The organism is Chitinimonas sp. BJB300, assembly GCF_002735695.1.
GTDB lineage: Bacteria > Pseudomonadota > Gammaproteobacteria > Burkholderiales > Chitinimonadaceae > Chitinimonas.
Window position 1 is genome coordinate 14,874 of the sequence record NZ_PDZH01000035.1, and the last position, 23,513, is coordinate 38,386.

Annotated in this window: 30 protein-coding genes and 1 tRNA gene; 19 read left to right on the forward strand and 12 right to left on the reverse strand. The window is 55.2% G+C overall.

Annotated features, from left to right (window positions below):
- Nucleotides 1-28: 28 nt before the first annotated feature.
- The 3 genes from CSQ89_RS07990 to CSQ89_RS08000 form a co-directional block, all read right to left on the reverse strand.
- Complete coding sequence (locus CSQ89_RS07990) at nucleotides 29-811, reverse strand: polyamine aminopropyltransferase (RefSeq protein ID WP_099405643.1); 783 nt, start codon at nucleotides 809-811, stop codon at nucleotides 29-31.
- Nucleotides 811-1,758, reverse strand: a complete 948-nt coding sequence (gene ttcA, locus CSQ89_RS07995; RefSeq protein WP_099405644.1) for a tRNA 2-thiocytidine(32) synthetase TtcA — start codon at nucleotides 1,756-1,758, stop codon at nucleotides 811-813. The genes CSQ89_RS07990 and ttcA overlap by 1 nt, the downstream gene beginning before the upstream one ends.
- Nucleotides 1,759-1,876: 118 nt before the next feature.
- Entirely contained in the window at nucleotides 1,877-2,617 is a 741-nt protein-coding gene (locus CSQ89_RS08000; protein WP_099405645.1) for a pteridine reductase, read from the reverse strand.
- Nucleotides 2,618-2,675: 58 nt separating this feature from the next.
- On the opposite strand from CSQ89_RS08000, the gene CSQ89_RS08005 reads away from it, so the two are divergent.
- The 18 genes from CSQ89_RS08005 to CSQ89_RS08090 all read left to right on the forward strand — a co-directional run bounded on the left by CSQ89_RS08005 (nucleotide 2,676) and on the right by CSQ89_RS08090 (nucleotide 16,136).
- On the forward strand, nucleotides 2,676-3,827 hold the full coding sequence (locus CSQ89_RS08005) for a class I SAM-dependent methyltransferase (RefSeq protein ID WP_099405646.1): 1,152 nt from the start codon (nucleotides 2,676-2,678) through the stop codon (nucleotides 3,825-3,827).
- Between the two features lie 101 nt (nucleotides 3,828-3,928).
- Nucleotides 3,929-4,005: transfer RNA gene (locus CSQ89_RS08010), tRNA-Met, on the forward strand.
- Between the two features lie 118 nt (nucleotides 4,006-4,123).
- The gene (gene miaB / locus CSQ89_RS08015) at nucleotides 4,124-5,467 is read left to right on the forward strand and encodes a tRNA (N6-isopentenyl adenosine(37)-C2)-methylthiotransferase MiaB (RefSeq protein WP_099405647.1); all 1,344 of its coding nucleotides are present in this window, start codon (nucleotides 4,124-4,126) and stop codon (nucleotides 5,465-5,467) included.
- Nucleotides 5,464-6,471: a PhoH family protein gene (locus CSQ89_RS08020; protein WP_099405648.1), complete on the forward strand. Its 1,008-nt coding sequence runs from the start codon at nucleotides 5,464-5,466 to the stop codon at nucleotides 6,469-6,471. The genes miaB and CSQ89_RS08020 overlap by 4 nt, the downstream gene beginning before the upstream one ends.
- A 172-nt stretch (nucleotides 6,472-6,643) precedes the next feature.
- Nucleotides 6,644-6,961, forward strand: a complete 318-nt coding sequence (locus CSQ89_RS08025) for a DUF5329 domain-containing protein (protein ID WP_186293324.1) — start codon at nucleotides 6,644-6,646, stop codon at nucleotides 6,959-6,961.
- Nucleotides 6,962-6,968: 7 nt separating this feature from the next.
- Nucleotides 6,969-7,706, forward strand: coding sequence for an rRNA maturation RNase YbeY (ybeY, locus tag CSQ89_RS08030; protein WP_099405650.1), 738 nt, complete (start codon nucleotides 6,969-6,971; stop codon nucleotides 7,704-7,706).
- A gap of 21 nt (nucleotides 7,707-7,727) precedes the next feature.
- Nucleotides 7,728-7,907: a hypothetical protein gene (locus tag CSQ89_RS08035; RefSeq protein WP_099405651.1), complete on the forward strand. Its 180-nt coding sequence runs from the start codon at nucleotides 7,728-7,730 to the stop codon at nucleotides 7,905-7,907.
- Nucleotides 7,882-8,373 carry an SMU1112c/YaeR family gloxylase I-like metalloprotein gene (gene gloA2 / locus CSQ89_RS08040; protein WP_308418129.1) on the forward strand — a complete coding sequence of 164 codons (492 nt, stop codon included), beginning with the start codon at nucleotides 7,882-7,884 and terminating at the stop codon, nucleotides 8,371-8,373. Before CSQ89_RS08035 ends, gloA2 begins: the two co-directional genes overlap by 26 nt.
- An 8-nt stretch (nucleotides 8,374-8,381) precedes the next feature.
- Nucleotides 8,382-9,251, forward strand: a complete 870-nt coding sequence (locus CSQ89_RS08045; RefSeq protein ID WP_099405652.1) for an HlyC/CorC family transporter — start codon at nucleotides 8,382-8,384, stop codon at nucleotides 9,249-9,251.
- The gene (gene lnt / locus CSQ89_RS08050; RefSeq protein ID WP_099405653.1) at nucleotides 9,251-10,831 is read left to right on the forward strand and encodes an apolipoprotein N-acyltransferase; all 1,581 of its coding nucleotides are present in this window, start codon (nucleotides 9,251-9,253) and stop codon (nucleotides 10,829-10,831) included. The genes CSQ89_RS08045 and lnt overlap by 1 nt, the downstream gene beginning before the upstream one ends.
- 116 nt (nucleotides 10,832-10,947) lie before the next feature.
- Nucleotides 10,948-11,490, forward strand: a complete 543-nt coding sequence (locus tag CSQ89_RS08055; RefSeq protein ID WP_099405654.1) for a GbsR/MarR family transcriptional regulator — start codon at nucleotides 10,948-10,950, stop codon at nucleotides 11,488-11,490.
- A complete protein-coding gene (locus CSQ89_RS08060; RefSeq protein ID WP_099405655.1) occupies nucleotides 11,487-11,879 on the forward strand; it encodes a thiol-disulfide oxidoreductase DCC family protein in 393 nt (130 codons plus the stop codon). Before CSQ89_RS08055 ends, CSQ89_RS08060 begins: the two co-directional genes overlap by 4 nt.
- A 142-nt stretch (nucleotides 11,880-12,021) precedes the next feature.
- A complete protein-coding gene (locus CSQ89_RS08065; protein WP_099405656.1) occupies nucleotides 12,022-13,122 on the forward strand; it encodes a saccharopine dehydrogenase family protein in 1,101 nt (366 codons plus the stop codon).
- Nucleotides 13,123-13,137: 15 nt separating this feature from the next.
- Complete coding sequence (locus CSQ89_RS08070; RefSeq protein ID WP_099405657.1) at nucleotides 13,138-14,403, forward strand: SDR family oxidoreductase; 1,266 nt, start codon at nucleotides 13,138-13,140, stop codon at nucleotides 14,401-14,403.
- Nucleotides 14,404-14,415: 12 nt separating this feature from the next.
- On the forward strand, nucleotides 14,416-14,880 hold the full coding sequence (locus CSQ89_RS08075; RefSeq protein WP_099405658.1) for a DUF2269 family protein: 465 nt from the start codon (nucleotides 14,416-14,418) through the stop codon (nucleotides 14,878-14,880).
- A 70-nt stretch (nucleotides 14,881-14,950) separates the two neighbouring features.
- Nucleotides 14,951-15,148 carry a hypothetical protein gene (locus CSQ89_RS08080; protein WP_099405659.1) on the forward strand — a complete coding sequence of 66 codons (198 nt, stop codon included), beginning with the start codon at nucleotides 14,951-14,953 and terminating at the stop codon, nucleotides 15,146-15,148.
- A complete protein-coding gene (locus tag CSQ89_RS08085; RefSeq protein WP_139022750.1) occupies nucleotides 15,138-15,389 on the forward strand; it encodes a hypothetical protein in 252 nt (83 codons plus the stop codon). Before CSQ89_RS08080 ends, CSQ89_RS08085 begins: the two co-directional genes overlap by 11 nt.
- Nucleotides 15,390-15,569: 180 nt before the next feature.
- On the forward strand, nucleotides 15,570-16,136 hold the full coding sequence (locus CSQ89_RS08090; protein ID WP_099405661.1) for a DUF4166 domain-containing protein: 567 nt from the start codon (nucleotides 15,570-15,572) through the stop codon (nucleotides 16,134-16,136).
- A 271-nt stretch (nucleotides 16,137-16,407) separates the two neighbouring features.
- On the opposite strand, the gene CSQ89_RS08095 is transcribed toward CSQ89_RS08090, so the two are convergent.
- The 9 genes from CSQ89_RS08095 to dusA form a co-directional block, all read right to left on the reverse strand.
- Nucleotides 16,408-17,118, reverse strand: coding sequence for a glycine-rich domain-containing protein (locus CSQ89_RS08095; protein WP_099405662.1), 711 nt, complete (start codon nucleotides 17,116-17,118; stop codon nucleotides 16,408-16,410).
- A gap of 143 nt (nucleotides 17,119-17,261) precedes the next feature.
- Nucleotides 17,262-17,642, reverse strand: coding sequence for a RidA family protein (locus tag CSQ89_RS08100; RefSeq protein WP_099405663.1), 381 nt, complete (start codon nucleotides 17,640-17,642; stop codon nucleotides 17,262-17,264).
- A 43-nt stretch (nucleotides 17,643-17,685) separates the two neighbouring features.
- Nucleotides 17,686-18,903, reverse strand: a complete 1,218-nt coding sequence (hemW, locus tag CSQ89_RS08105; RefSeq protein WP_099405664.1) for a radical SAM family heme chaperone HemW — start codon at nucleotides 18,901-18,903, stop codon at nucleotides 17,686-17,688.
- On the reverse strand, nucleotides 18,900-19,424 hold the full coding sequence (locus CSQ89_RS08110; protein ID WP_099405665.1) for a hypothetical protein: 525 nt from the start codon (nucleotides 19,422-19,424) through the stop codon (nucleotides 18,900-18,902). The genes hemW and CSQ89_RS08110 overlap by 4 nt, the downstream gene beginning before the upstream one ends.
- Nucleotides 19,414-19,626, reverse strand: a complete 213-nt coding sequence (locus tag CSQ89_RS08115) for a hypothetical protein (RefSeq protein WP_099405666.1) — start codon at nucleotides 19,624-19,626, stop codon at nucleotides 19,414-19,416. Before CSQ89_RS08115 ends, CSQ89_RS08110 begins: the two co-directional genes overlap by 11 nt.
- Nucleotides 19,623-20,216 carry an RdgB/HAM1 family non-canonical purine NTP pyrophosphatase gene (gene rdgB / locus CSQ89_RS08120; RefSeq protein ID WP_099405667.1) on the reverse strand — a complete coding sequence of 198 codons (594 nt, stop codon included), beginning with the start codon at nucleotides 20,214-20,216 and terminating at the stop codon, nucleotides 19,623-19,625. Before rdgB ends, CSQ89_RS08115 begins: the two co-directional genes overlap by 4 nt.
- A gap of 28 nt (nucleotides 20,217-20,244) precedes the next feature.
- Nucleotides 20,245-20,745: a hypothetical protein gene (locus CSQ89_RS08125; RefSeq protein ID WP_099405668.1), complete on the reverse strand. Its 501-nt coding sequence runs from the start codon at nucleotides 20,743-20,745 to the stop codon at nucleotides 20,245-20,247.
- 3 nt (nucleotides 20,746-20,748) lie between these two features.
- Nucleotides 20,749-21,399: a retropepsin-like aspartic protease family protein gene (locus tag CSQ89_RS08130; RefSeq protein WP_099405669.1), complete on the reverse strand. Its 651-nt coding sequence runs from the start codon at nucleotides 21,397-21,399 to the stop codon at nucleotides 20,749-20,751.
- Nucleotides 21,400-21,404: 5 nt separating this feature from the next.
- Entirely contained in the window at nucleotides 21,405-22,421 is a 1,017-nt protein-coding gene (dusA, locus tag CSQ89_RS08135) for a tRNA dihydrouridine(20/20a) synthase DusA (RefSeq protein WP_099405670.1), read from the reverse strand.
- A 401-nt stretch (nucleotides 22,422-22,822) separates the two neighbouring features.
- Between dusA and CSQ89_RS08140 the strand changes: the two genes are divergently transcribed.
- Nucleotides 22,823-23,513: IS30 family transposase (locus CSQ89_RS08140; protein ID WP_099405671.1), on the forward strand; the 691-nt coding region annotated here is incomplete at its 3' end.

Sequence of the window (23,513 nt, forward strand, 5' to 3'; positions counted from 1 at the left end):
ATGGAAAGCGCGGCTGATTAGTGTTGGTTTAGATCACTAATCGGCGGTCGTTATGTTCGTTCATACGGGTGAGATCGGTAACGAATTCGCTGAACTCAAGGGGGAAATGCGCCTCCAGTACACTGGCACGTTCTTTCAGGCTGCTCCAACTGGGGTTATGGCTGCTGCGCTTGAAGCAAATTGCTGTGATATTGCCGCGTTGCCGGGCCGGAAGACAGAGCACTTGGCCATCAAAAGCGCGGGAAAGCCGATCGACATACACCTGAAAGCGTGGATCGGAACCCCATAGATTGACGAGCAGGCTGCCATCGGGGGTGAGCCGATTACGGCAATGGCCAAAGAAGTCTTCTGTTGAGAGGCTTTCGGCGATGCCCGTGGGGCCAAAGGCGTCCAGCATGATGACGTCGACGGGATTCACCATGTCTGCAATGTAGGTTGCACCATCGCCCACCACTACCTGCAGTCGTTCGTTGTCCTGTGGTAGGCAAAACATGCTGCGTGCGATATGTACCACCTGAGGCAGCAGCTCTACCGCCACAACGCAAGTGTTCGGCATGTAGTGATGCACGAACTTGGGAATTGAGCCCCCCCCTAAGCCGATCACGACCATACTTTTTGGTATGTCCCGAAACAGCAAGAAGCCAAACATGCAGCGGCTGTAACCAAGTATGAGTTCTATGGGGTCGCGTACTCGCATGGAACTTTGAATGGCCTCTGAGCCCAGGTGTAGTGAGCGGATGCCATCCTTCTCACTCACATCAACGACAGCATCATCTTGAAATGATTTGTGAACACGGCGACCGAAGCGCATTAGTGGCAGCCTTCCGTGCGGTCACGGCTATTGAGGACATTCACGCTGGCAAATGGATGGTCGGATGCGTGTTTGGGTAGTTCTGGCGCGTCAAAAGCGGTATCGCCATCTGCATAGGGGGTGTCTTGCGTCTTTAGGCCAACAAAATCGAACTGCTTGGGATCTGCCAAATGCGACGGCACAACGTTCTGTAACGAGCGGAACATGGTCTCCAGGCGACCTGGAAAACGCTTATCCCAATCTTTCAGCATTTGGCCGACAACTTCGCGCTGAAGATTAGGCTGCGAGCCACACAGTGTGCAAGGGATGATGGGGAACTGGCGCATGCCGGCATAGCGTTCAATGTCCTTTTCCCGGCAATAGGCCAATGGGCGGATCACCATATGCTTGCCATCATCGCTGACCAGTTTAGGTGGCATTGCTTTCAGGCGACCGCCATGGAACATATTGAGGAATAACGTTTCCAGGATGTCATCGCGATGGTGGCCGAGTGCAATCTTGGTACAGTTTAGTTCGTCAGCCACTCGGTACAATATGCCACGCCGTAAGCGAGAACAAAGACCGCAAGTGGTTTTGCCGTCTTCGATAACCCGTTTGACGATGGAGTAAGTATCTTCCTCGACGATGCGATATGCCACGCCCAGCGCCTGCAGGTATTCCGGCAGCACATGTTCGGGGAACCCGGGTTGTTTCTGGTCCAGATTTACCGCAACCAGCTGAAAGTCGATCGGGGCGCTCTTTTGTAGGCTGAGCAGGATATCCAGCATGGTATAGCTGTCTTTGCCGCCCGACATGCAAACCATGATGCGATCACCCTGTTCGATCATGCCGAAGTCGTTGATGGCATCACCCACGGCATGACGTAGGCGCTTGGCGAGCTTATCGAAGTTGTACTTCGTTTTTTGCTCGGCCGAAGCGAGCGGAGTATCGGTTACTGCGGCGTCCATGATGCCACTCTGAAAATCGGAAAGGGCGTGATTTTACAGGGTTTTTTGTCGAAGGCGGCAGACTCTTACTTAGAACCTGTTTACGATCTTACTGCGCAGTAAGATCGTAAACAGGTTCTTAGAGATAGATGCTACGTCCACCATCGACATTAATGATCTGCCCGGTGATGTAGGGGGCATCCTGTATCAGGAATAAGATGGTACGGGCCAAGTCGTCGGGCTCTCCCACCCTTTTCAATGGGATGGAACCAGTGATTCTTTGGCGGGCCAGCTCATCGAAGACCGATTCCTCATCCGGCCAGATGTTTGCGCCGGGCGCTATGGCATTTACCCGCACATCTGGTGCTAGTTCACGGGCAAGTGACCGGGTCATGGCTACCAAACCTGCTTTGGCAATGTTGTAGACCAAGTGGCCCTTCATTGGCCGTTCGGCGTGGATATCGGCAATGCTGACGATGCACCCCTGGTTTTTCTTTAATTCTGGGGCCGCTGCTTGGGCAAGAAAAAGGGGCGCTTTCAGATTGCTGCCGATTAAGTCCAGCCAGCTGTTCTCATCAATTTCCCCGACAAGGGTGGGAAAGAAGCTTGAGGCATTGTTGACGATGGCGTCGAGGCGGCCGAATTGCGATAGGGTCTGCTGCACCAAGATAGGCAGACCGGCGATATTCAGTAGGTCGGCTTGGCTGATGGCAACAGAGTTGGGGCGTTGCAGATTAAGCTCCGCCGCCAGTGAGCGGGCTTCAGCCAACGAGCTGCGATAGTGCAACATGACATTTGCGCCAGCGCCATGAAGCTTGCGCACAATGGCGGCGCCCACCCTTTTGGCCCCGCCTGTAACCAATACTACTTTGCCCTGCATATCGCTGCCTCGTTAAACTGGTCGGTCTGGTAAACGAATCAAAAATTGAATCTAACACATGCGCCAACTGCCTGCCCCTGATGCTGACCAGCTAGCTGCCAGCCAATCATTAACCGCCCTGATCCGTATCGAAATAGACCGTGCGGGGGGATGGCTGCCATTTGCGGACTATATGCGCTTGGCGCTATATGCGCCGGCCTTGGGTTATTACAGCGGGGGTAGCCGCAAGTTTGGTGCAGCGGGTGATTTTGTGACCGCCCCCGAATTGTCGCCATTATTTGCGCAAGCCTTGGCGCGTCCGGTATCTCAGGTATTGGCGGCCGTGGGTGGCTCAGTGTTGGAAGTTGGTGCAGGTACAGGGCGGCTCGCGGCGGATTTGCTATTGGAACTGCGCCGAATGGATGCACTGCCAGTGCGCTATTACATTCTGGAACTCTCAGCTGAATTGGCCGAGCGGCAGCGCGCTACATTGATGGCGGTGGTGCCAGACTTACTTGATCGGGTGATATGGTTGGCATCGCTACCCACCGATTTCAACGGCTGCATTATTGGCAATGAAGTGCTGGATGCTATGCCCTGTATGGCATTGGAGCAGAGTGATGCGGGTTGGTTACAGCGTGGCGTTGTGTGGCGTGAGGGTTTTGCCTGGGAAAGCCGGCGGCTGGGCGATGCTGCGGGATGTGAGTCGCTACAGGCCTTGCCTCTACCAGCCGGTTACCTGACAGAAGTCCAGCACGAGGCGCAGGCATTTTTGGCCAGCTTGGCTGCTTCAGTAAACCGAGGCGCAGTCATTCTGCCTGACTACGGCTTTGTCGCCGGCGAGTACTACCACCCGCAGCGGCATATGGGCACCTTGATTTGCCACTACCGTCACCACAGCCATGACAACCCTTTTCATCTGCCGGGCTTGGAAGACATCACCACGCATGTTGATTTTTCGGCTATTTACCGTGTGGCAACCGAGGCTGGCTGGCAGCTGGAGGGATTTACCTCCCAAGCTTCTTTCTTGTTGGATGCGGGTGTGCTCGATGTGTTGGGGCGTATGAAGGCCGGTAGCACCGATTATTTGAAAGCCACTGTGGCGTTGAACAAATTGATAAGCCCGGCTGAGATGGGTGAATTGTTCAAGGTGATTGCGTTTTCCAAGGGTGTAGTACTGCCGGATCTGATGATGGGTTTTCGGCGAGATGATCGTTCGGGGGGATTGTAGCAACGTAGTTGCTGCATTCGATGCGAGCGATTTTGAGGAAAAGTTAATGCGCAGGGCTTGACGAAGATTGCGCCCATCTAGATAATCGCGCCCTCTTCGATGGCTATGTAGCTCAGCTGGTTAGAGCACAGCACTCATAATGCTGGGGTCACTGGTTCAAGTCCAGTCATAGCCACCAGGTTTCAAAAGCCCGTTGCCATTAGGCGACGGGCTTTTTCCTTATGCGTGTTCGTCGCGTGGCGGGTAACATAAGCGATTGATTTGACGGTGCTAACAGCGCCTTGGGGTAAGTTATCGTGAGCAAGAAAGTCTTCATCAAAACCTTTGGCTGCCAGATGAACGAGTACGACTCGGACAAAATGGCCGACGTCCTGCATGCCAGCGAGGGCCTGAGCAAGACCGATAATGTGGAAGAGGCCGACGTCATTCTCTTCAATACCTGTTCGGTACGCGAAAAGGCACAGGAAAAAGTGTTCTCCGACCTTGGGCGTATCAAGCACCTCAAGCTGCAAAACCCTAACTTAGTGATTGGCGTGGGCGGTTGTGTCGCGTCGCAAGAAGGTGAGGCCATCGTCAAGCGCGCGCCCTATGTTGACGTGGTGTTCGGCCCGCAAACCCTGCACCGATTGCCCGAGTTGATCGCCAAAAAGCGCAGCAGTGGTTTATCGCAGGTAGACATCTCTTTTCCTGAAATAGAAAAGTTCGACCACTTGCCGCCTGCTCGGGTTGAAGGCGCATCGGCATTTGTTTCCATCATGGAGGGCTGCTCCAAATTCTGTTCCTTCTGCGTGGTGCCTTATACCCGCGGCCAGGAAGTGAGCCGGCCGTTTGAGGACGTGCTGGTGGAAGTGGCTGACTTGGCGCAACAGGGCGTCAAGGAAGTGACCTTGCTGGGCCAAAACGTGAATGCCTACCTGGGCAAGATGGAAGATGGCGAGATCGCCGACTTTGCCCTGCTGCTGGAATATGTACACGAGATTCCGGGTATCGAACGCATTCGCTACACTACCAGCCATCCCAAGGAGATGACCCAGCGGTTGATTGATGCTTATCGTACCTTGCCCAAGCTGGTATCGCATCTGCATCTGCCGGTACAGGCGGGTTCCGACCGCACCTTGGTGAATATGAAGCGCGGCTATACGACGCTGGAATTCAAAGCCATTGTGCGCAAGTTGCGCGATGCACGCCCTGACCTGTGCATTTCGTCAGACTTCATCGTTGGCTTTCCGGGCGAAAGCGAAGATGATTTCGAACGCACCATGAAGTTGATTAACGACGTACGCTTCGATGCCAGTTTCAGCTTCGTCTACAGCCGCCGCCCGGGTACACCCGCGGCAGATTTGCACGATGAAGTGGCAGAGGAGGTAAAGCTCAAGCGCTTGCAGCGTCTGCAAAAGCGTATTGATGAATTGGCTGATGAGGTGAACCTCAGCATGGTCGGCACGGTGCAGCGTGTATTGGTAGAGAAAATTTCGCGTAAGAACGAAAGTGAATTGGCTGGCCGCACGGACAATAACCGGATCGTCAATTTTGTGGGTAACCCACGTTTGATCAACCAGTTTGTGGAAGTCCTCATTACCGAAACCGCCACGCACAGCCTGCGCGGCGAGATTGTCATCAAGGAAACCATCGCCGCATGAGTATTCGCCACGCTACCCGAGAGCTGAACTTCGCGCCTGTTGATAACGGCCGTTTGGCCAATCTGTGCGGCGCGCTTGATGAGAACCTGCGCCAGCTCGAAACCGGGCTGGAGGTTGATATCGTGCGGCGTGGCGAGCACTTCAGCATCTCGGGCAGGATTGCCCAGACCAAATTGGCAGCTGAATTGCTGGAACGGTTTTATGGCATTTCGCATCGGCCGGTGGACGTTGAAGAGGTACAGCTGAGCTTGATTGAATTGCGTTTGCCGGATGTGGGCCAAGTGCTTGCACCGATCGAGGGCGATATGCCGGTGCTCAAAACCAAGCGGGCTGACCTGCGTGGGCGCACCCCGCGGCAGAATGAGTATCTGAAGGCTATTCAAGAACACGATATCACCTTCGGCATTGGCCCCGCCGGTACGGGGAAGACCTATCTGGCAGTGGCAAGCGCGGTTGATGCGCTGGAGCGCGATACGGTAAAGCGCTTGGTGCTGGTGCGGCCTGCTGTTGAGGCGGGGGAGCGGCTGGGTTTTCTGCCGGGCGATTTGGTACAGAAGGTTGACCCCTATTTGCGCCCGCTGTACGACGCACTGTACGACCTGATGGGCTTTGAGAAAGTCACCAAACTATTCGAGCGTGGTGTGATCGAAATCGCCCCGTTGGCTTTTATGCGTGGCCGTACACTCAACCATGCGTTTGTTATTCTCGACGAAGCGCAAAACACCACGCCCGAGCAGATGAAGATGTTTCTGACACGAATAGGCTTTGGCTCGCGTGCGGTGATTACGGGCGATGTAACGCAGATCGACCTCGCCAAGCATCAGAAGTCCGGTTTGATTGATGCGCAAAGCGTCTTGCAGAACGTGCGAGGTATTGCCCTGCATTACTTCCAGACCGATGATGTGGTGCGCCACCCGCTGGTGCAAAAGATTGTCGATGCCTACGACAAGCGCGACAAAGCCTTGAAAAAGGCGGAAGCGAACAAAGGGCCCACCAATGCTTAGAACCTGTTTACGATCTTACTGCGCAGCCGTGATCAGGGCTCATGTGCTGCTCGAAATCCTCATGTACAAAAGTACATTCCGGTTTCTGCGCTGCGCTTTACCCTGCTGACGCCTGCTCGTGACAGATCGTAAACAGGTTCTTAGGCTTGCTGCGGTTCTTTTCGCATTGGCGGTGTCGCCTGTTTGGGCAATGGATGCCAACGCCACACGCGAAATCAACCATTTGCTGGATTTCTCTGCCCGATCCGGTTGCCAGTTTGTGCGTAATGGCACGGTATATGGTGCCAAGGAAGCCACCGATCATCTTCGTATGAAACTTGGTAAAGTGGGCGAACGTGTTAAGACGGCAGATGATTTTATCGAACACATTGCCAGCCAGAGCTACCTGAGTGGCACGCCCTATAGCGTGCGCTGCCCCGGCGCCAATGAACAAGCCACCAAAGCGTGGTTGAGTACTGAACTGCGCCGATTACGCGCCGCACAACCCTGAGATTGCCATGAACAAAGTCGCTGCCATTACTGTATTTGCCATCGATGCCAAAGGGCGTGAGAAGTTGGTCAAGGCCGAACAGCTGCGCCTGTTGATGGCTGATGGGACTGAATTGCATGTATTGCTTGATTCTCCCGATGGTGTTTTGATTGGCACGCCGGCAGAAGAGTCGGCCCCGGCTCGCTTGTTGGTTCGGCCCGCCAGCGCCAACGCGGTCAGCATTGCGGTTGAATGTAACGAACAGGAAAACGCTGAACTGGTGCTGGGCGAACTGGATTTGACGGTGCAATATGCCGACAAACCTAAGGGTACACCCAATAGGAAACTGTTTCGTGCCTGGACCGAGGCGGCGTTGGAAGCAGGACTGAACGCATCGATTACCGTGCGTGTTGTCGATGAGTCCGAAGCCCGTTCGTTGAATCGCGAATTCCGCGCCAAGGACTATGCCACCAATGTGCTTACCTTCGCCTTCAATGAAGGGGAGGCCATGCCTGGTATGGAAGACGTGGTAACTGGCGACCTGGTGCTATGTGCGGATGTGGTGCAGCGTGAAGCATTCGAGCAAGGGAAGAACCTGGAAGCACATTGGGCGCACCTTGTCGTGCACGGTGTGCTGCATCTGCAAGGTTACGACCATGAGGATGAAATAGAAGCCGAGGCAATGGAAGCGCTGGAAACAGCTATCTTGGCGAGCCTGGGTTACCCAGACCCCTATCTGAGTGAAAAGGGCGCGCCGGATGCATAGGTCTGGCACCCGGAATCCGCCATGTCGCTGCTGAAGCTTGCATTCATTCTGTTTGGATTGTTGATGGTGGGTTTAGGCATTCAGCGACTGCGCGACCCGCAGGCCGCCCGCCGGCAAAGGTTGGCAGGCGTTTTATTGCTTTTGGCGGCTGTGGCACTGGGTTGGATAGCGTGGCATGGTGTTGACATCCATGTACCCTGAGTCGCCCTCTCAAGCCGGTATGATCGCCGGCATTCATCATATTGCGATCATCGTGGCTGATCTGGCTGCCGCACGGCGCTTTTATATTCAGGCGTTGGGCGGGGAAGAGTTGGCTGCCAATTATCGCGCCGAGCGCGACTCTTGGAAGGTGGACATCCGCTTACCCGATGGGGCCCAGCTGGAACTGTTTACCTTTCCCGATGCACCAAAGCGCTTAAGCCGCCCTGAAGCGCAGGGTTTGCGCCACTTGGCGTTTCGGGTGCTTGACCTCGATAGCGTCATCGCCCGGCTTGGCAACTTCGGCATTACTTGCGAGCCTATACGGTGTGATGAGTTTACTGGGGCACGCTTTACCTTTTGCGCTGATCCAGATGGCCTGCCCATCGAGTTTTATGAGTTGTACCCGTCAGCTCACTTATGCACTGAACGTTCCCCCGGCTATAATCCGCCTCAATCTTATTCTTGAACCTAGTCATGGACTTACCCTCTAGTCGCTTGCCCAATACCCCCCAAAACTCCAAAGCCAATTGGCTGGAAAGACTGACAGCCTTCCTGCTACGTGAGCCGGAAGACCGAGAAGAGTTGGTTGAACTGCTTCATTCAGCTTTCGAGCGACACCTGCTTGATGCCGACGCGCTGGCAATGATTGAAGGTGTGCTGCAGGTGGGTGACTTGCAGGTGCGCGATGTGATGATCCCGCGAACCCAGATGGATGTGATTGAGGTGGAGGATGCGCCCGCGACCTTCATCCCTTATGTGATGGAGTCAGGCCACTCGCGCTTCCCGGTCTATGAGGGCAGCAAAGACAACATCATCGGCATCCTGCTGGCTAAGGATTTATTGCGCTACTATGCCAAACAGACTTTCAATCTGCGCCAGATTCTGCGCCCCGCGTTGTTCATTCCCGAATCCAAACGACTCAATGTGCTGCTTAAGGAGTTCCGCGCTAATCGTAATCATCTGGCGATTGTGGTGGATGAGTACGGCGGTGTGGCGGGGCTGGTGACCATCGAAGATGTGGTCGAGCAGATTGTTGGCGACATCGAGGACGAATATGACTTCGATGATACCGAAGACAACATTCTGCAAGACCGCCAGGGCCGTTGGCGGGTGAAGGCCATGACGGCTATCGGTGACTTGAACAGAATGCTTGATACCAGCTTTAGTGATACCGATATCGATACTGTGGGGGGGCTGGTGGTGACTGAGTTTGGCCGTGTACCCAAGCGCGGTGATGCCATCAGCTTTGGTGGCCTGCACTTCCAGGTGCTGCGTGCAGACAGCCGTCGTATCCATACCCTGTTAATCGAACGCGAAGCCCCGCCTGCTTCGGAAGTGGCGTGATGCGCTGGCAGCCTGTGGGTCGGCTGCTCGCTCGTTTCCTGCCGCCGGCATTGGTTGGTGCATTTGCCCTGCTGGGTTTTGCGCCTTACTCGTTCTGGCCTGTGGTGGTGTTGTCTTTGGCGTTGCTGTTTGGTCTGATCGATGCCGCCGCTACGCCGCGCCGCGCGGCATTGGTGGCATGGGCGTGGGGTTTCGGTTTTTTCACTGCCACCATTCATTGGATATTCATCAGCCTGCATACCTATGGGGGGATGCCGGCGATTGTTGCCATACTGGCGATTGTTGGCCTTGCTGCCTTTCTCGCGCTTTATCCTGCACTGGCTGCTTTCTTGGCACGCAAGCTTGCTGGCCAGTCACGGACAGGGCTATTGCTCACGGCATTGCCGGCGCTGTGGTTGCTGATTGAATGGCTGCGTGGCTGGCTGTTTACAGGCTTCCCATGGGGGGCGGTTGGTTATAGCCAGATGCCAGATGGCCCACTTGCTGGTTTCGCACCGATAATCGGGGTGTATGGCGTCAGTGGTTTGGTGGCTTTGCTTGCGGGTGTGGCTGTATGGTTGATAAGCAGGCAATTTCAGCTAAGCGATAAGCTAGCCCTATTGGCTGCAGTGCTGCTATGTGGGGCGGGCTATGGTTTGAAGCAGGTAGTGTGGACCGAGCCGGCAGGTAAGCCGCTCAAGGTTGCGTTGTTGCAAGGGGCGATTCCACAAAACCAGAAGTGGGGGATTGATGACCTCATATACAACCTGCGCACCTACTATCACTTGGTGAAGGAAGCAAAGGCAGATTTGATTGTGCTGCCTGAAACCGCGTTCCCGATTTTCCTGCATGAGGTGCCGGACGATTACCTTGAGGCGGTGCTCAGCTATGCCACCGCCCAGAATGCCGCCTTGATTGCCGGCGCACCGCGGCAAGATGGCAAGAGCGAGCGCTATTACAACGGCGCAGTATTGCTGACCGATCCGGCACGCCCATCCAACTACAAGGCTCATCTGGTGCCATTCGGCGAGTACATCCCGATAAGGCCGGTGTTTGGCTGGGTGTACGACAATATTCTGCAAATGCCGCTGGTGGACTTTTCGTCGGGTGGAGCGGTGCAAAAGCCATTACCCGTGCGGGACCAGCGTATTGCCGCCAATATTTGCTATGAGGACGTGTTTGGCGAGGAACTGCTGCCAAACGCCCGCCAAGCCACCATCTTGCTGAATTTGTCCAACCTCGCTTGGTTTGATGGATCGGTAGCGTTGGCGCAGCATGGTCAGATATCACAAACCCGTGCGTTGGAAACCGGTCGGCCTATGCTGCGCGCCACCAATAGCGGTACAACAGCGGTCATCACGCCCGACGGCCACTATGCCGCCCGCTTACCGGAACGCGTGGAAGGCACGCTGTATGCCATGGTGCAGGGCATGCAAGGTGAAACCCCGTATATGTGGTGGGGAAATGTCGCGGCGTTGCTATTGGCGGCTGTAGGCCTGGCGATAGCATTGATTGCAAGGCGCCGAGCGCGGTTTGAGTATTGGCATGGTGTTGAGTCTATGGATTCTCTCTACATAGATTCATCGCTTACCAGCTCATAGCGAGTATTAAAGCCAGTGCTGCACGATGTACCGGCACATCAGCATCAGAAGGCGCTTGACCTGAGTGTGGGTTTGATATTTAATTTCTGTAACGACAGAAATTAAAGAAATGCAACATGAATCTCAGCCCGACGACTCAAAAATACATCCTCCACTGGGGAGAGATGGGCACCCGCTGGGGGGTAAACCGCACGGTGGCGCAGTTACATGCCCTGTTATTTCTTAGCGGCAAGCCGTTGCATGCCGAAGAAATCAGCGAAACCCTGGATGTGGCGCGTTCAAATGTCAGCACCAGCCTAAAGGAACTGCAAAGCTGGGGCTTGATTCGTGTGACCCATGTGATGAGCGACCGGCGAGATCACTTCGTTGCCTTGCAGGACGTATGGGAAATTTTCCGGGTGATCATGGAAGAGCGCAAAAAGCGTGAACTCGACCCTACGTTGCTGGTATTGCGTGAATGCGCCGTGGAGGCACAAAACGATACAGGGCTTGATGCCGCCACGCGCACCAGGATGGATGAAGTGTTGGTTTTCCTGGAAATATTAATGCGCGCCTATGACGACTTCAAGCACCTGCCGCCCCCAACTCTGCAACGGTTTTTGAAGGCTGGCGGAAAGATCGCGCGCCTTCTCGGCCCCGATGAAAAGGATGAACTATGACAACCCTGACGCTCTTCTTTGATAGCCGGTGCGCATTGTGTGCGGCTGAAATGCACCGTCTGGCTCGGTGGGACAAGCACGGGTGCCTTGCTTATATCGACATGCATGGTGAGGGGTTTGACGCAGCAGATTACGGCACTACGCTGGCCGCAATGGATGCAGAACTGCATGGCTTGGATGCACAGGGGCATTTAATGGTGGGTATCGACGCCATTGCTGCGGCTTATACCGCGGTGGGGTTGGGTTGGTTGGTGTGGCCGCTTAAAGTGGAATTGACCAAACCACTTTGGGGTAGAACTTACCGATGGTTTGCACGTAATCGTTACCGCGTCAGTCGGCTCATGGGATATCGCTGTGCGGATGGGGTGTGCGATCTACGTTTTCGTTAAATTTTTTATCTTTTTATTTCTGTTTTTACAGAAATTAAGGAAAGAAAGAATCTCCGAAGCTGCTATCTAAGAACCTATTTACGATCTGTCGCGAGCAGCCGTCAGCAGGGTGAAGCGCCGCATTTGAGTAGTGAGACCAAGTATGCATACCACGCTCGTTTTAGGCGGCTATGGTTTTTTTGGTAGCCGTATTTGTCAGGCACTTGCATCGAATAAGCAGATCTATCTGCTTATTGGGGGGCGCGACGGCGCGCAGGCGCAGGCACTTGCCAGCAAGCTTTGCTTGAAACCCGATCAAGGCCTTGCTATTGACGCCTATGCGCCAGATCTTGCCGAGCGTCTTGTGGCATTAAATGTTGATACGGTGATACATACGGCTGGGCCGTTCCAGGGGCAGGACTACACGGTGGCGCGGGCGGCAATTGCAGCTGGGGCAAATTACATCGATCTGGCGGATGGGCGTGATTTTGTCTCGGGTATCGAGCAACTCGACATCTTGGCGCGCACCCGGGGTGTATTTGTCTCAAGTGGGGCGAGCTCACTGCCGGCGCTCTCATCCGCGGTTGTTGATCGCTACCTGAGCCGATTTCGCCAGTTAACGTCCATTACGCACGGGATTGGTTCGGGTGCCCGCGCCCCAGGCCTCGCCACTATGCGAGGTGTATTTAGTTATTGTGGCAAGCCGTTTTCTTGGCTAAAGGCGGGTAGCTGGCAAACTACGCACGGTTGGTTGAACTTGAAGCGCTATCGGTTTCCCTCGCCAGTTGGTACCCGATTGCTAGGTAGTTGTGATGTGCCAGATCTGGTTCTGTTTCCGCGTCGTTACCAGGGCGTGCATACCGTAGCGTTTCATGCAGGTTTTGCCGGCACTTTGGGGCATTTGTTTGTATGGTTTGGCGCTCAGCTGGTCCGTTTACGCATTATGCCAAGCCTTACACCGCTCGCCGCGCCGTTACATGCGATAAGCCAATGGCTTGAGCCCTTTGTCAGCGACAAAGGTGGGATGTTTGTCTCGTTGGAAGGAATCGGCATTGACGGCCAACCGCTTAAGCTGAATTGGCATTTGGTTGCAGCCCAAAATCATGGGCCATACATTCCCTGTGGCGCTTCTATTGCATTGGCTCTAAAGCTGGCCCGTGGTGAAAAACTGCCGCATGGAGCAATGCCATGCATGGGTTTGTTAACAGTTGAAGACTATCTGGCGGCGTTGCAAGGTTTTGATGTGCATGAATTGCCTGCTTAAGCAGACCACATTGACATGAAAATACTACTGATAGGTGCGAGTGGTTTGGTTGGCAGGGCGTTGCTTGCCAAGTTATCAACTGAAGGTCATACGATCTTGGCATTGTGTCGCCACCCCCTAGCCAGATTGCCACAAGAACAGGGCGTGCGCTGGTTGTCGGTCGATATGGTGAGGCTTTGTAGTGCGATTGATTGGCTGCCTTTGCTGGATGGAGTGGATGTAGTAATCAATTGTGCTGGCAGCTACCAGAAGACCCTGCCCAATGAGTATTTTGTGCTGAATGCTGAAGCACCAGCCGCCTTGTTTGCGGCCTGCGCTGAAATGGGCGTCGCCAAGGTAATTCAACTGTCGGCATTGGGGGCCACGCCGAACGCGGTATCAGCATACTGGCGTAGTAAGGCGGCGGGTGAAGCGGCATTGATGAAGACGGGGCTCGACTGGGCTATCGTCCGTCCTTCGTTGGTGTATGCCGATGAGGCGAACAGTAGTGTCTTGTTTTGCCGTATGGCAGCGTGCCCCTGGCTTTTTGTTCCGGCCGATGCGGGTGTCGTGCAGCCTATCCATCTTGATGATCTGACCTTGCTGCTTATGCAATTGCTTGAAAGCCCCAGCATTGGTCGGCGCATCATTGATGCAGTCGGGCCCCACGCGTTGGCATGGGCAGACTACTTGCAAATTGTGCGACAGAGCATGGGGTTGTCGCCTGCCAAGGTGATTAGGCTTCCAGCCGGGTTGCTCCGTTGGGTAGTGAAACTGGCGCATTATTCATCTGGTCATCTGCTAAGCGCAGACAGCCTGCTCATGTTGCACCACGGTAGTTGTGCTGCTGGGCTTGATACCACAGGCCAGCTTGCGCGTATTGCGCCAAGCCAATTTACGCATCCCGCGCTTTTGGCTCAGGCGCAGCTAGCCAATTGGTTACCGCTGGCCCGGTTGGTATTGGCGTGGCTCTGGTTATTTACCGCACTGGTGTCGTACTGGGAATGGCATACCGGGCTGGCCCTGCTTGCCGATATCGGATTGCCACCTAAATGGCAGCCTGCCGTACTGTGGGCAGGTATCGGGCTGGACGCCGTAATGGGGCTGCTTACCTTGCTGTTGCCAAGTCGCAGCTTATGGCTGGCACAAGCCGGATTAGTTGTGGGTTACACCGCCATCATCACTGTCTTTCTACCCATCTGGTGGCTGCATCCGTTTGGACCAATCAGCAAGAATCTGCCCGTACTGTTGGTGCTGGGCTTGCTGCTTTGCACGCAACCACGGCGGTCTGCCGCGCCTTAACAGGGACTCATCATGGACTACCTACTGACCAAATGGGTGCATATCCTCTCCGCCACGCTGATGTTTGGCACCGGTTTTGGCACAGCCTTTTACATGTTCGTCACCAACCGCAGCAAGAACGTCCAGGCCATCGCGGTGGTAACCCATTGGGTAGTACGTGCAGACTGGTGGTTCACTACGCCTTCCATCATTGTTCAGCCGCTCAGTGGTTTCTGGATGATTCATCTCGCTGGCTTCCCAATGGCATCTCTCTGGATCGTATGGTCGATCGCGCTCTATATATTGGCTGGGGTTTGCTGGTTGCCGGTAGTCTGGTTGCAACTACGCATGCGTGATATGGCTGCAGAGGCAGCGAGGAACAACACGCCTATCCCCTCTCAATATTGGTTTTATGAGCGAATATGGACGGCATTGGGTTTCCCTGCTTTTGGCGGTTTGATCGTCGTGTATTGGTTGATGGTGCACAAGTCGCTGTAAGGCGTGGTATCCATCGCCTTTTCCCTTCACTGGTGCCCCATGGGAAATGCCTTTACGGCGGTAAATCACGATGGCCATCATCGAACACCTTACAGATATCCGCACTACGCAAGCCCGAGCCTTCCAGGCCGCCCAAGATTACGCACTCCGTAAACGTTGGGACCCGTTCGCCGCCCGGCTGGAAAAAGAGGAAACCGTTGATGGTCGGCAGATAGTGACAGTGACGGCTTGGCATGGTGCGACCATGCAGGTCGAATTTGCCGCCTGAGCGTGCGGCTATCCGAATGGTGGTGGGGCCGCGTATGTTGCAAAGCTTTGCCGGTAGCTGGGCTTTTCTTGATAAGGACACTGAAAGTGTGGAGGCGCGCTTTCGCTATCAACTCAAGGCTACGCCGGCATGGATGTGGTTGGAATGGCTGATGCGGTGGTATTTCAGCTGGGAAACCCGGCGCAGGCTGCATGCTCTGAAGCGATATCTGGAATCGACGGCCGATGACCATGTGAATTGAGGTGCAGCGCAGATTACTGCGCCACGCTGCACGAGTGTGCTAAACCTTCTGCCAATTAGCCCGATATGAATGCAAGTTGGTTGGAGCCTTGCGAGCTGTATGAGGGTCAGTTCTATTGATTGAGTGACATGAAATCACGTGTTCACCACAGACGTTGAACACACTAAAGGTGCATGGACCATGCCTAGTCTCTATCAAACCGCATTGGGGCCTGAATTCGGCCAGCTTGTGCCGTTGCTGCAATGGTTTCATACCGAGGTCAGAACCGTTTGGCAGGGTGAAGCAACGGTGCGTTGGAGTCGCAATCCCTTGTTTCGCCTTTTGGTATTGCTGGCCCGTCTGCCGAAGGAAGGTGAAGACATTGCGGTGGCTGTACAACTTTTTGTACATGATGGGAAAGAGATATGGCAACGCCGTTTTGCTGATCGCCCCATGGTTTCCCGCCAGTACATGGATGCCGATGGTTTGTGTGAATCGATGGGTCTGTTTAGTCTGCTACTCAGCACAGAGGTACATGAGGGCGGGCTGATTCAGCACAGTACGCAAAGTCGCTGGTTGGGTATATCGCTGCCCACTTTCTTGGCTCTCCGCGTGATGGCAAAGGAATGGAGCGAACGTGGACGCATGCACTTTGATGTCACCATCTATTGGGGACGTTGGGAGTTAATCCGTTACACCGGCTGGTTGCAGCCGATTTATTCACGCTGGCTACCTTCAAACAGTGATTCTGAGATTTACGCTGCCTAAGAACCTGTTCAAAGCCTCGCGAGCTAGGGCGGGACAAGGCGAAAACAGCCGAGGTAGCGGAGTTTACATAGGGTAAATGAGCATTCCGAGAGTGTTTTCAACGCCATATTGCCGTCGCACAGCAGACTTTAGACAGGTTCTTAGAGAAAGCTTGGTTACAGCATGAGATCTGGTAGGGGTGCCGTTTTGAGATGAAAAGCAGTACTTTCAATGGAACCGGGCTCACGATAAATCGTGGACTGGTTCCATTAGGGGTTTGAAAACGCTACTTTCAATCACCTCCGCCGCAGCCACCCCCACAGCCTCCGCCATCTCCTCCACCGTCGCCACTATCGTTGGTATTGCTGCTCGAACTGTCTGAAAAGCCGTCGGTACCGCCATCAAAACCGCTATCAGAGAAGTCGCTCCCACAATGAACCACGCTGTTGCCGTCTGTAGCGGCTTGTGGGATGAGTGATTTGCAGTTGGCGGCATAACTGAAGCCATTGAGGATGTTGAGTTTGGTATCCAACGCAAATAGCAGGGGTAAACGTGTCGGCGTAAGCGGGTTGATGTTTTCATCGCGGCAGGTAAACCGCCAGCAACGTCGCAGCCCAGCATTGCTCTGGCGGTTGTCGTTCAGCACGGCTGCGGGCGTATGGTGGAGGAACCGACCAAATGCCTTTTTGCAGAAGGCTTGATAGTTTTTTGTGTAAAGAATGAACTCGTGCCAGAGGTCATCTGCCACCTGGGAAGGCATGGATACATACTGGTAGCCGCTCTTTTGGTAAGCGAGGAAGAACTGCCGCAGGCCGTTGGCAACGAGTTGGCATTCTTTAATGGAGAGTTGGGGATGCTGCTTGCAAAGCTTCTCGAACAGCCCCTTGGGCAAGGTGAAGTTTCGAACATAGGCTTCCCGCTGCAATGCAAGATACCGCCGCCAGAGTACGAAGCAGATAGTGCTGCTGACGATGAAGCAAACGATAAGAACGCTATTTCGCAATGGATGGCTCCTGATGGGTAAAACCAGTTCGCAGTCCTGCTATGCATTAAGTACGAAAGCACACCGATGTTGCAATCGTTAGGAGAGGCAAAGAAAAAAGGGACGCTGAAACGTCCCGTTTTGTTTGGTGAACCAGTGAGGGCTTAGCCGAGCACCATCACGCCATCGGCTTCCACCAATGCGCCCTTGGGCAAGGCCGATGCCTGGATGGCGGCGCGGGCAGGGAAGGGTGCCTCGAAGTATTGGCCCATGATTTCATTAAGCTTGGCGAAGTTGCCTAGGTCGGTAACGAAAACGCCGAGTTTGACGATGTCTTTCAAGTCGCCACCGGCAGCGCGGCAGACGGCACGTAGATTTTCAAACACGCGGTGCGCCTGGGCTTCAAAGCCCTCTAACATCTCTCCTGTGGTGGGCTCCAGTCCGATTTGGCCCGATAGATAGACGGTATTGCCCACCTTGACGGCTTGAGAGTAGGTGCCAACGGCCTTGGGCGCGTGGTCGCTATGGATAATCTGCTTGCTCATGCTTTTTTCTCCTTGGATTGGCGTGGCATTTGGCCGCGCTGGTTTACTCGTCTTGCAGGAATAGCTGCAACAGCGTGTTCTGGTAGCGCCGGCCACGTTCACTTGGCTTGATCGCTTTGAAGTCACGCTCGATCAAGCCCTGCGTTTCGGCAGCCTGCAATTGGCTTTCAACCACATTGATTGGTAGGCCGGTCCGCTCTGCGAATAGTGCAACGGGAAAGCCCTCGGCCAGGCGTAAGGCATTGAGCATGAATTCGAATGGTAGTTCGGAATGGCTCACCATCTCATCGGTTTGTACCCCATTACCTATGGCTACCGCTTTCAAATAAGCGGCGGGTTGCTTGAAACGGGCCTGGCGGATGATGCGATCGTGAAAGCTCAACTTACCGTGTGCGCCTGCGCCAATGCCAAGGTAATCACCAAACTGCCAGTAGTTCACATTATGGCGGGCGCGGTGGCCAGGGCGAGCAAAGGCGCTGGTTTCGTAATGCTCGAACCCGGCGGCTTGCAACCGATTTTCGATGGCATCGTGCATTTCGGCCGCAGCGTCGTCGTCGGGCAACTCGGGCGGGTAGCGGTAGAAGTAGGTATTCGGTTCCAAGGTCAGGTGGTAGCAGCTGAGGTGCGTTGGCGCAAAGCTTAGCGCGGTGTCGACGTCCTGTAAGGCTTGCTCGATAGTCTGACCCGGTAGGGCGAACATCAGGTCGAGGTTGAAGGTGTCGAAGGTTTCGGCAGCTAGCGCCGCTGCGCGTTTGGCTTCGTCTGCATCGTGAATGCGGCCTATGGCCTTCAGGTGATCGGCATTGAAACTCTGGATTCCGATGGAAAGCCGGTTGATACCCGCAGCGCGATAGCCCTTGAATTTGCCGGCTTCCACTGTGCCGGGGTTGGCTTCCAGCGTGATTTCGGCATCGGGCAGCAACTTGGTGCGCGCGCGGATGCCAGCCAGCAGCATGTCCATGGCCTCGGGCGAGAACAAACTGGGCGTGCCGCCACCCATGAAAATGGTGTGGATAGACCGGCCCCAGATCAGCGGCAGGCTGTGTTCCAGGTCTTGTAGCAGCGCATTCACATACCCCGCTTCGTCAATCCCACCTTTGGCCTCGTGCGAGTTGAAGTCGCAATAAGGGCATTTACGCACGCACCACGGGAAGTGGATGTAGAGCGACAGCGGCGGCAAGGCAGTCAGCTGCCAATTGGCGCGGCTGACAGGCTGCTTGGCTGGGCGGTAGGTGGGGTGCGGGTGGATGGGGATGTTCATGGTGCGGAGGGCAAACAGTCGAGTTGTGCTGCGGTGCTGCTGGTACGGCGAGACAGTTGCACGGTTTGGTTTGAGTTTAACAAGGAGCTGCAGGCATTGAGTTGCACCAGACTCCCCGGCACCTGCTCAATCCGCGTCAACTTTCCTTCGGTAAACCCCAGCAAAATCACTTCTTTGGGCGGCTTGGCCAGCGCGGTGCGGCAGTCTTCCTGCCCTTCGCTTAATTTGGCGCAGGCGGCCATCAGGTCATCACCCGGTTGGTAGAGCTGTGCGGTTTGCCATTTGCCGTCGTTGAGTTGGCCGAAGGTGGTGTTCACCGGTGTGTCGCGCGCCAGGGCGAAGGCTTGCTCGGCGGTGGTGCGGGCCAGCGATGGGGAACGCCCGGAGGGCATGAACCATGTTTGCAATATGGCAAAGGCAAGCCCAAGTGCGATCAGGACCATAAAACGGCGTTGGTCGCCGGCGGGTTTAGGGGGCGTGACGATGGGGCGGTCATCGTCAACGGAGTCTTCAGCGGCCATATGGATTGATCAGCGTATCCACCATACGATGCAGCGCCTCGCGCATCTGTGCTTCGCTGACTTCCATCAATAGGCCATCTTCAAACGCATCCTGAGCCATCTGCCGAATCTCGTCGAGGTTCTCCTCCATGACTTTGACCTTTTCAAAACAACTTACGATTTCACCATCGTTTTTGTGCCATTTCGGCCAAGGCATGTTCATAAGGCTTCTTCCTTGAGTTTTGCCAGCAGTGTGGCCAGCGCACGGCCACGGTGGCTGATGGGGTTTTTCTCTTCCGGTGTCAGTTCGGCAGCGGTTTTGCCCAGGGCGGGGATGAGGAAGTGGGGGTCGTAGCCAAAGCCGCCTTCACCACGAGGTTCGGCGACAATTTCGCCGTCGAGCCGGCCCTCGACAATCAGCGGGCGAGGGTCGTCGGCCGACCGCACCAATACCAATACGGCATAGTAAAAGGCGCGTTGGTCGGGGCTATTGGCTAAAGTCGCCACCAATTTTTCGTTGTTGCGGGCATCAGACTTTGGCTCGCCGGCATAGCGGGCGGAGTAAACACCTGGCGCGCCACCCAAGGCTGGTACGCAAATGCCGGAATCATCGGCCAGGGCCGGCAGGCCGGTGGCTGCGGCAGCATGGCGGGCCTTGGCAAGGGCATTTTCCACGAAGGTGATATGGGGTTCTTCGGCTTCGCTGACACCCAGTTGGCCCTGGGGAATGATGTCGATATCCAGCGAAGCGAACAGGCGGCTAAATTCTTTCAGCTTGCCGGCGTTATTACTTGCCAATACCAGTTTCTTCATGGTGTGTTCCTCAAGTACGCTTACTGCGTCAGGCCGCTTCGCCCGATCGGGGTAGTGCAGAGCGAAGTGCGGTGGCGAATTTTTCAGGCTGGGGCAAGCCAAACCAGATGGTACGGCCATCGCGACAGCTGATTTTCACGCCACGGTTGAGCGCCGGGGTGAAGTTGCCGCCATGAATTTCCGCACCATTAAACCGGCGTATGGGCTGTGTAGGTTTGTCGGGCAGCGGCATGACTTCGACATTGACGATTTCTGCCAGCGGCAGCTTGCCGTTGACGCCATTATGCAACTGGCCCCAGCGCCAATGCAGCGCATCACCGGCATGCCATATCTTGCAGGCCAGTCGCGGCAGCAGCCACCATACCAAGCCTATGCCGACGATGACATAGGCAACCAGAATGGCATCGGCCGGCATCATGCGCCGTAATAGCCACATGCCGATTGTCCAGATGATCAGCACCGCCAGGGCCGGTGGCCAGATCAGCCACTGTTTCAGCTCACGTTCCTGCGAATTTTTAGTTTTTTCCACGACTCAGTACTTCTTTCTCAGGGTCATATTGTCGCCGTCACGCAGCATTTGCAGGCGATTCAGCACACTCATGCCAATCAGCGGTACTTCCGGGAAGTTGCCTTCGGTGACGACAACGTCCACTTCATATAGCGGAATACCTTCAAGCTTGATTGCCGTTGCCTTGCTCATCCACGCGATCTTGCGGCCCTGTGCCGTACTCAGTTGTACCGGGCGGTCTCGACCATAGTTGATGCCGAGCTGCGCGGCATGGGCGCTTGACAGCGAAAGAAAGGTCGCGCCGGTGTCGATTACCCCGCGTACAGACGACTGACCGGTGCTGATCTGCGCCAGAAAGTGTCCACTGCCTGCATCGAACAGGGTAACTGTATCGCCGCTGCTGGATGTGCCCGTGATGCTGCTGCCACCACTGGCAAAAAATTCCTGGCCCAGGCCTATCTGGCGTCGCTTGCCCCGTGACTCGAATACCGCCGAGTCGGTACCGATGGCGACGAGGCGTACGCCTTCCATTGTCTGCCCGACGCTCATCGTAATGGGTTTGCCGCCGAATGAGACCGAGACCTTATTGCCCATGGTGGCGAGCAAGACAGGTGCGGCTGCCATGACAGGCAGGCTTAGGAAGAGCGTGATGAGGGCGGGCAGATAAGCATGCATAGGATTCAGGCAACCAAAGCCGGCTCGACTTCCGCCAATGCGCTTTGAATGATGGAAGGACTGGCGCTTTGCAGCTGTTTGCTATCGCTGAGCAAACGCCGCCAATTACGTGCGCCGGGCTTGCCCTGGTACAAACCCAGGATATGGCGAACGATATGCTTGGGCAGGGTTCGCCCTCCCTGCATACGTTCCGCAATATAGGGCATCAGCAGCCGGGCTACTTCGGCACGGCTGGCAATCGGGCGATCATCGCCGTAGTAGCGTGCATCGACCTGGGCGAATTGGTACGGGTCGTGATAAGCCATGCGGCCTATCATCACGCCATCCACCTGCTGCAATTGCTCGTCTACCGTGTCCCAGCTATCAATGCCGCCATTGATGATGATTTCCAACTGGGGAAAGTCACGCTTGAGCCTGTGTACATAGTCGTACTTTAACGGCGGAATCTCGCGGTTTTCCTTGGGCGACAAGCCCTTGAGAATCGCATTGCGAGCGTGGGCGATAAACACTTCGCAACCGGCTTCCGCTACGGTGCCGACAAAATCACGCAGGTATTCGTAGTGTTCTACTTCATTGATGCCAATACGGTGCTTGACGGTAACCGGAATACTTACCACATCACGCATGGCCTTAATGCAATCTGCCACCAGTTGCGGCTCTTCCATCAGGCAAGCGCCAAACGCGCCCGATTGCACGCGTTCGCTGGGGCAGCCAACGTTGATGTTTACTTCGTCATAGCCCCATTGCTCGGCCAGTTTGGCGCATTGGGTCAGGTCCGCAGGTTCCGACCCACCCAACTGCAACGCCACCGGGTGCTCGCATTCGCTGAAGTCCAGAAAACGGCTACGCTCGCCATGAATAATGGCCCCGGTTGTCACCATCTCGGTGTACAGAAAGGCATGGCGGGAGATTTGTCTTAGAAAGAAGCGGTAGTGTCTGTCAGTCCAATCCAACATCGGTGCCACGCAGATGCGGCGCGGGCTTGGTTTTGCTGATAAATCGTGGTTTGGTGCGGGTTTCATCGTTTTCGAGCGAGCCTGTTTTCTGCTTAATCATTGCTTATTGATGACGTACCGGTGTTCAGTTTGCCGTCAGTAAAAGCACCGCATAGTTTACCGCGAGGTGTGGGTATTCTCGCGTCAAAAATGGAAGCAGTACGCGCCGTTAAGCTGGAACTGATGTGAGAGTAGCCGGCACCATTGCCGTGGGTAGACTCGGTGAGAGGAGTGCTTCGTCTGGGCGTGGACAGGAAAATCGTGGTGGAATAGGGAACCGCGCTAATTTTGGCCAAGCCTTGCAGTCCGTGAGTGCACAAAGATATGGCGGATTTAAAAATGAACCTGACGGATTCAATACCAGCGGGAGAGAGCGGTGAGCGGCGGTAGGATGCGCTCCCCTTTTCCCGCCAGGAAATTGAAGACCGATGACCTACACGCAACTCACCCAAGGCGAACGATACCGAATCGCAGCCCTGTTGGAAACGCAGCATGCCGCCGCCGCCATTGCCAAGCTCATGAATCGAAGCCCGACCACCATCCGGGCCGAACTCCGTCGTGGCCGCAGTACGCCGATGGCAGCCTATTGCCCTGACACAGCCCAACTGCGGGCGCTAGCTCGCAAAGCCAATAATGCCCAGCGACTGGATGACGCCCTCTGGCAGCAGGTGCGACCGCTATTGGCCGAGCAGTGGAGTCCCGAGCAGATTGCCGGCCGGCTGACTGCAGAACAGGGCGGCAAAGCCCAGCTGAGCCATGTCTCTATCTACCACTGGATTGCCAGAGATAAGCGCGCTGGCGGCGTATTATTTCAGCATTTGCGGCATGGTAAACCCTATCGGCGGCGACATACCAAGGACACTCGCGGGAAGATCGTGGGCCGCCGCGATATTATGGAACGACCTGGAATCGTTGAAGAAAGAGGGCGTATCGGCGACTGGGAGTTGGATCTCGTCATTGGCGGCCAACATAAAGGCGCGCTGATCACGCTGAATGAACGACTGTCGGGTCTGTCGCTGCAGCGGTGGATACCCAGCAAGGAGGCGGATAAGGTGGCGGTTGGTGTGATACACCTGCTAAGCCCGCTAAAGGCCTTTGTGCACACGATCACTTCGGACA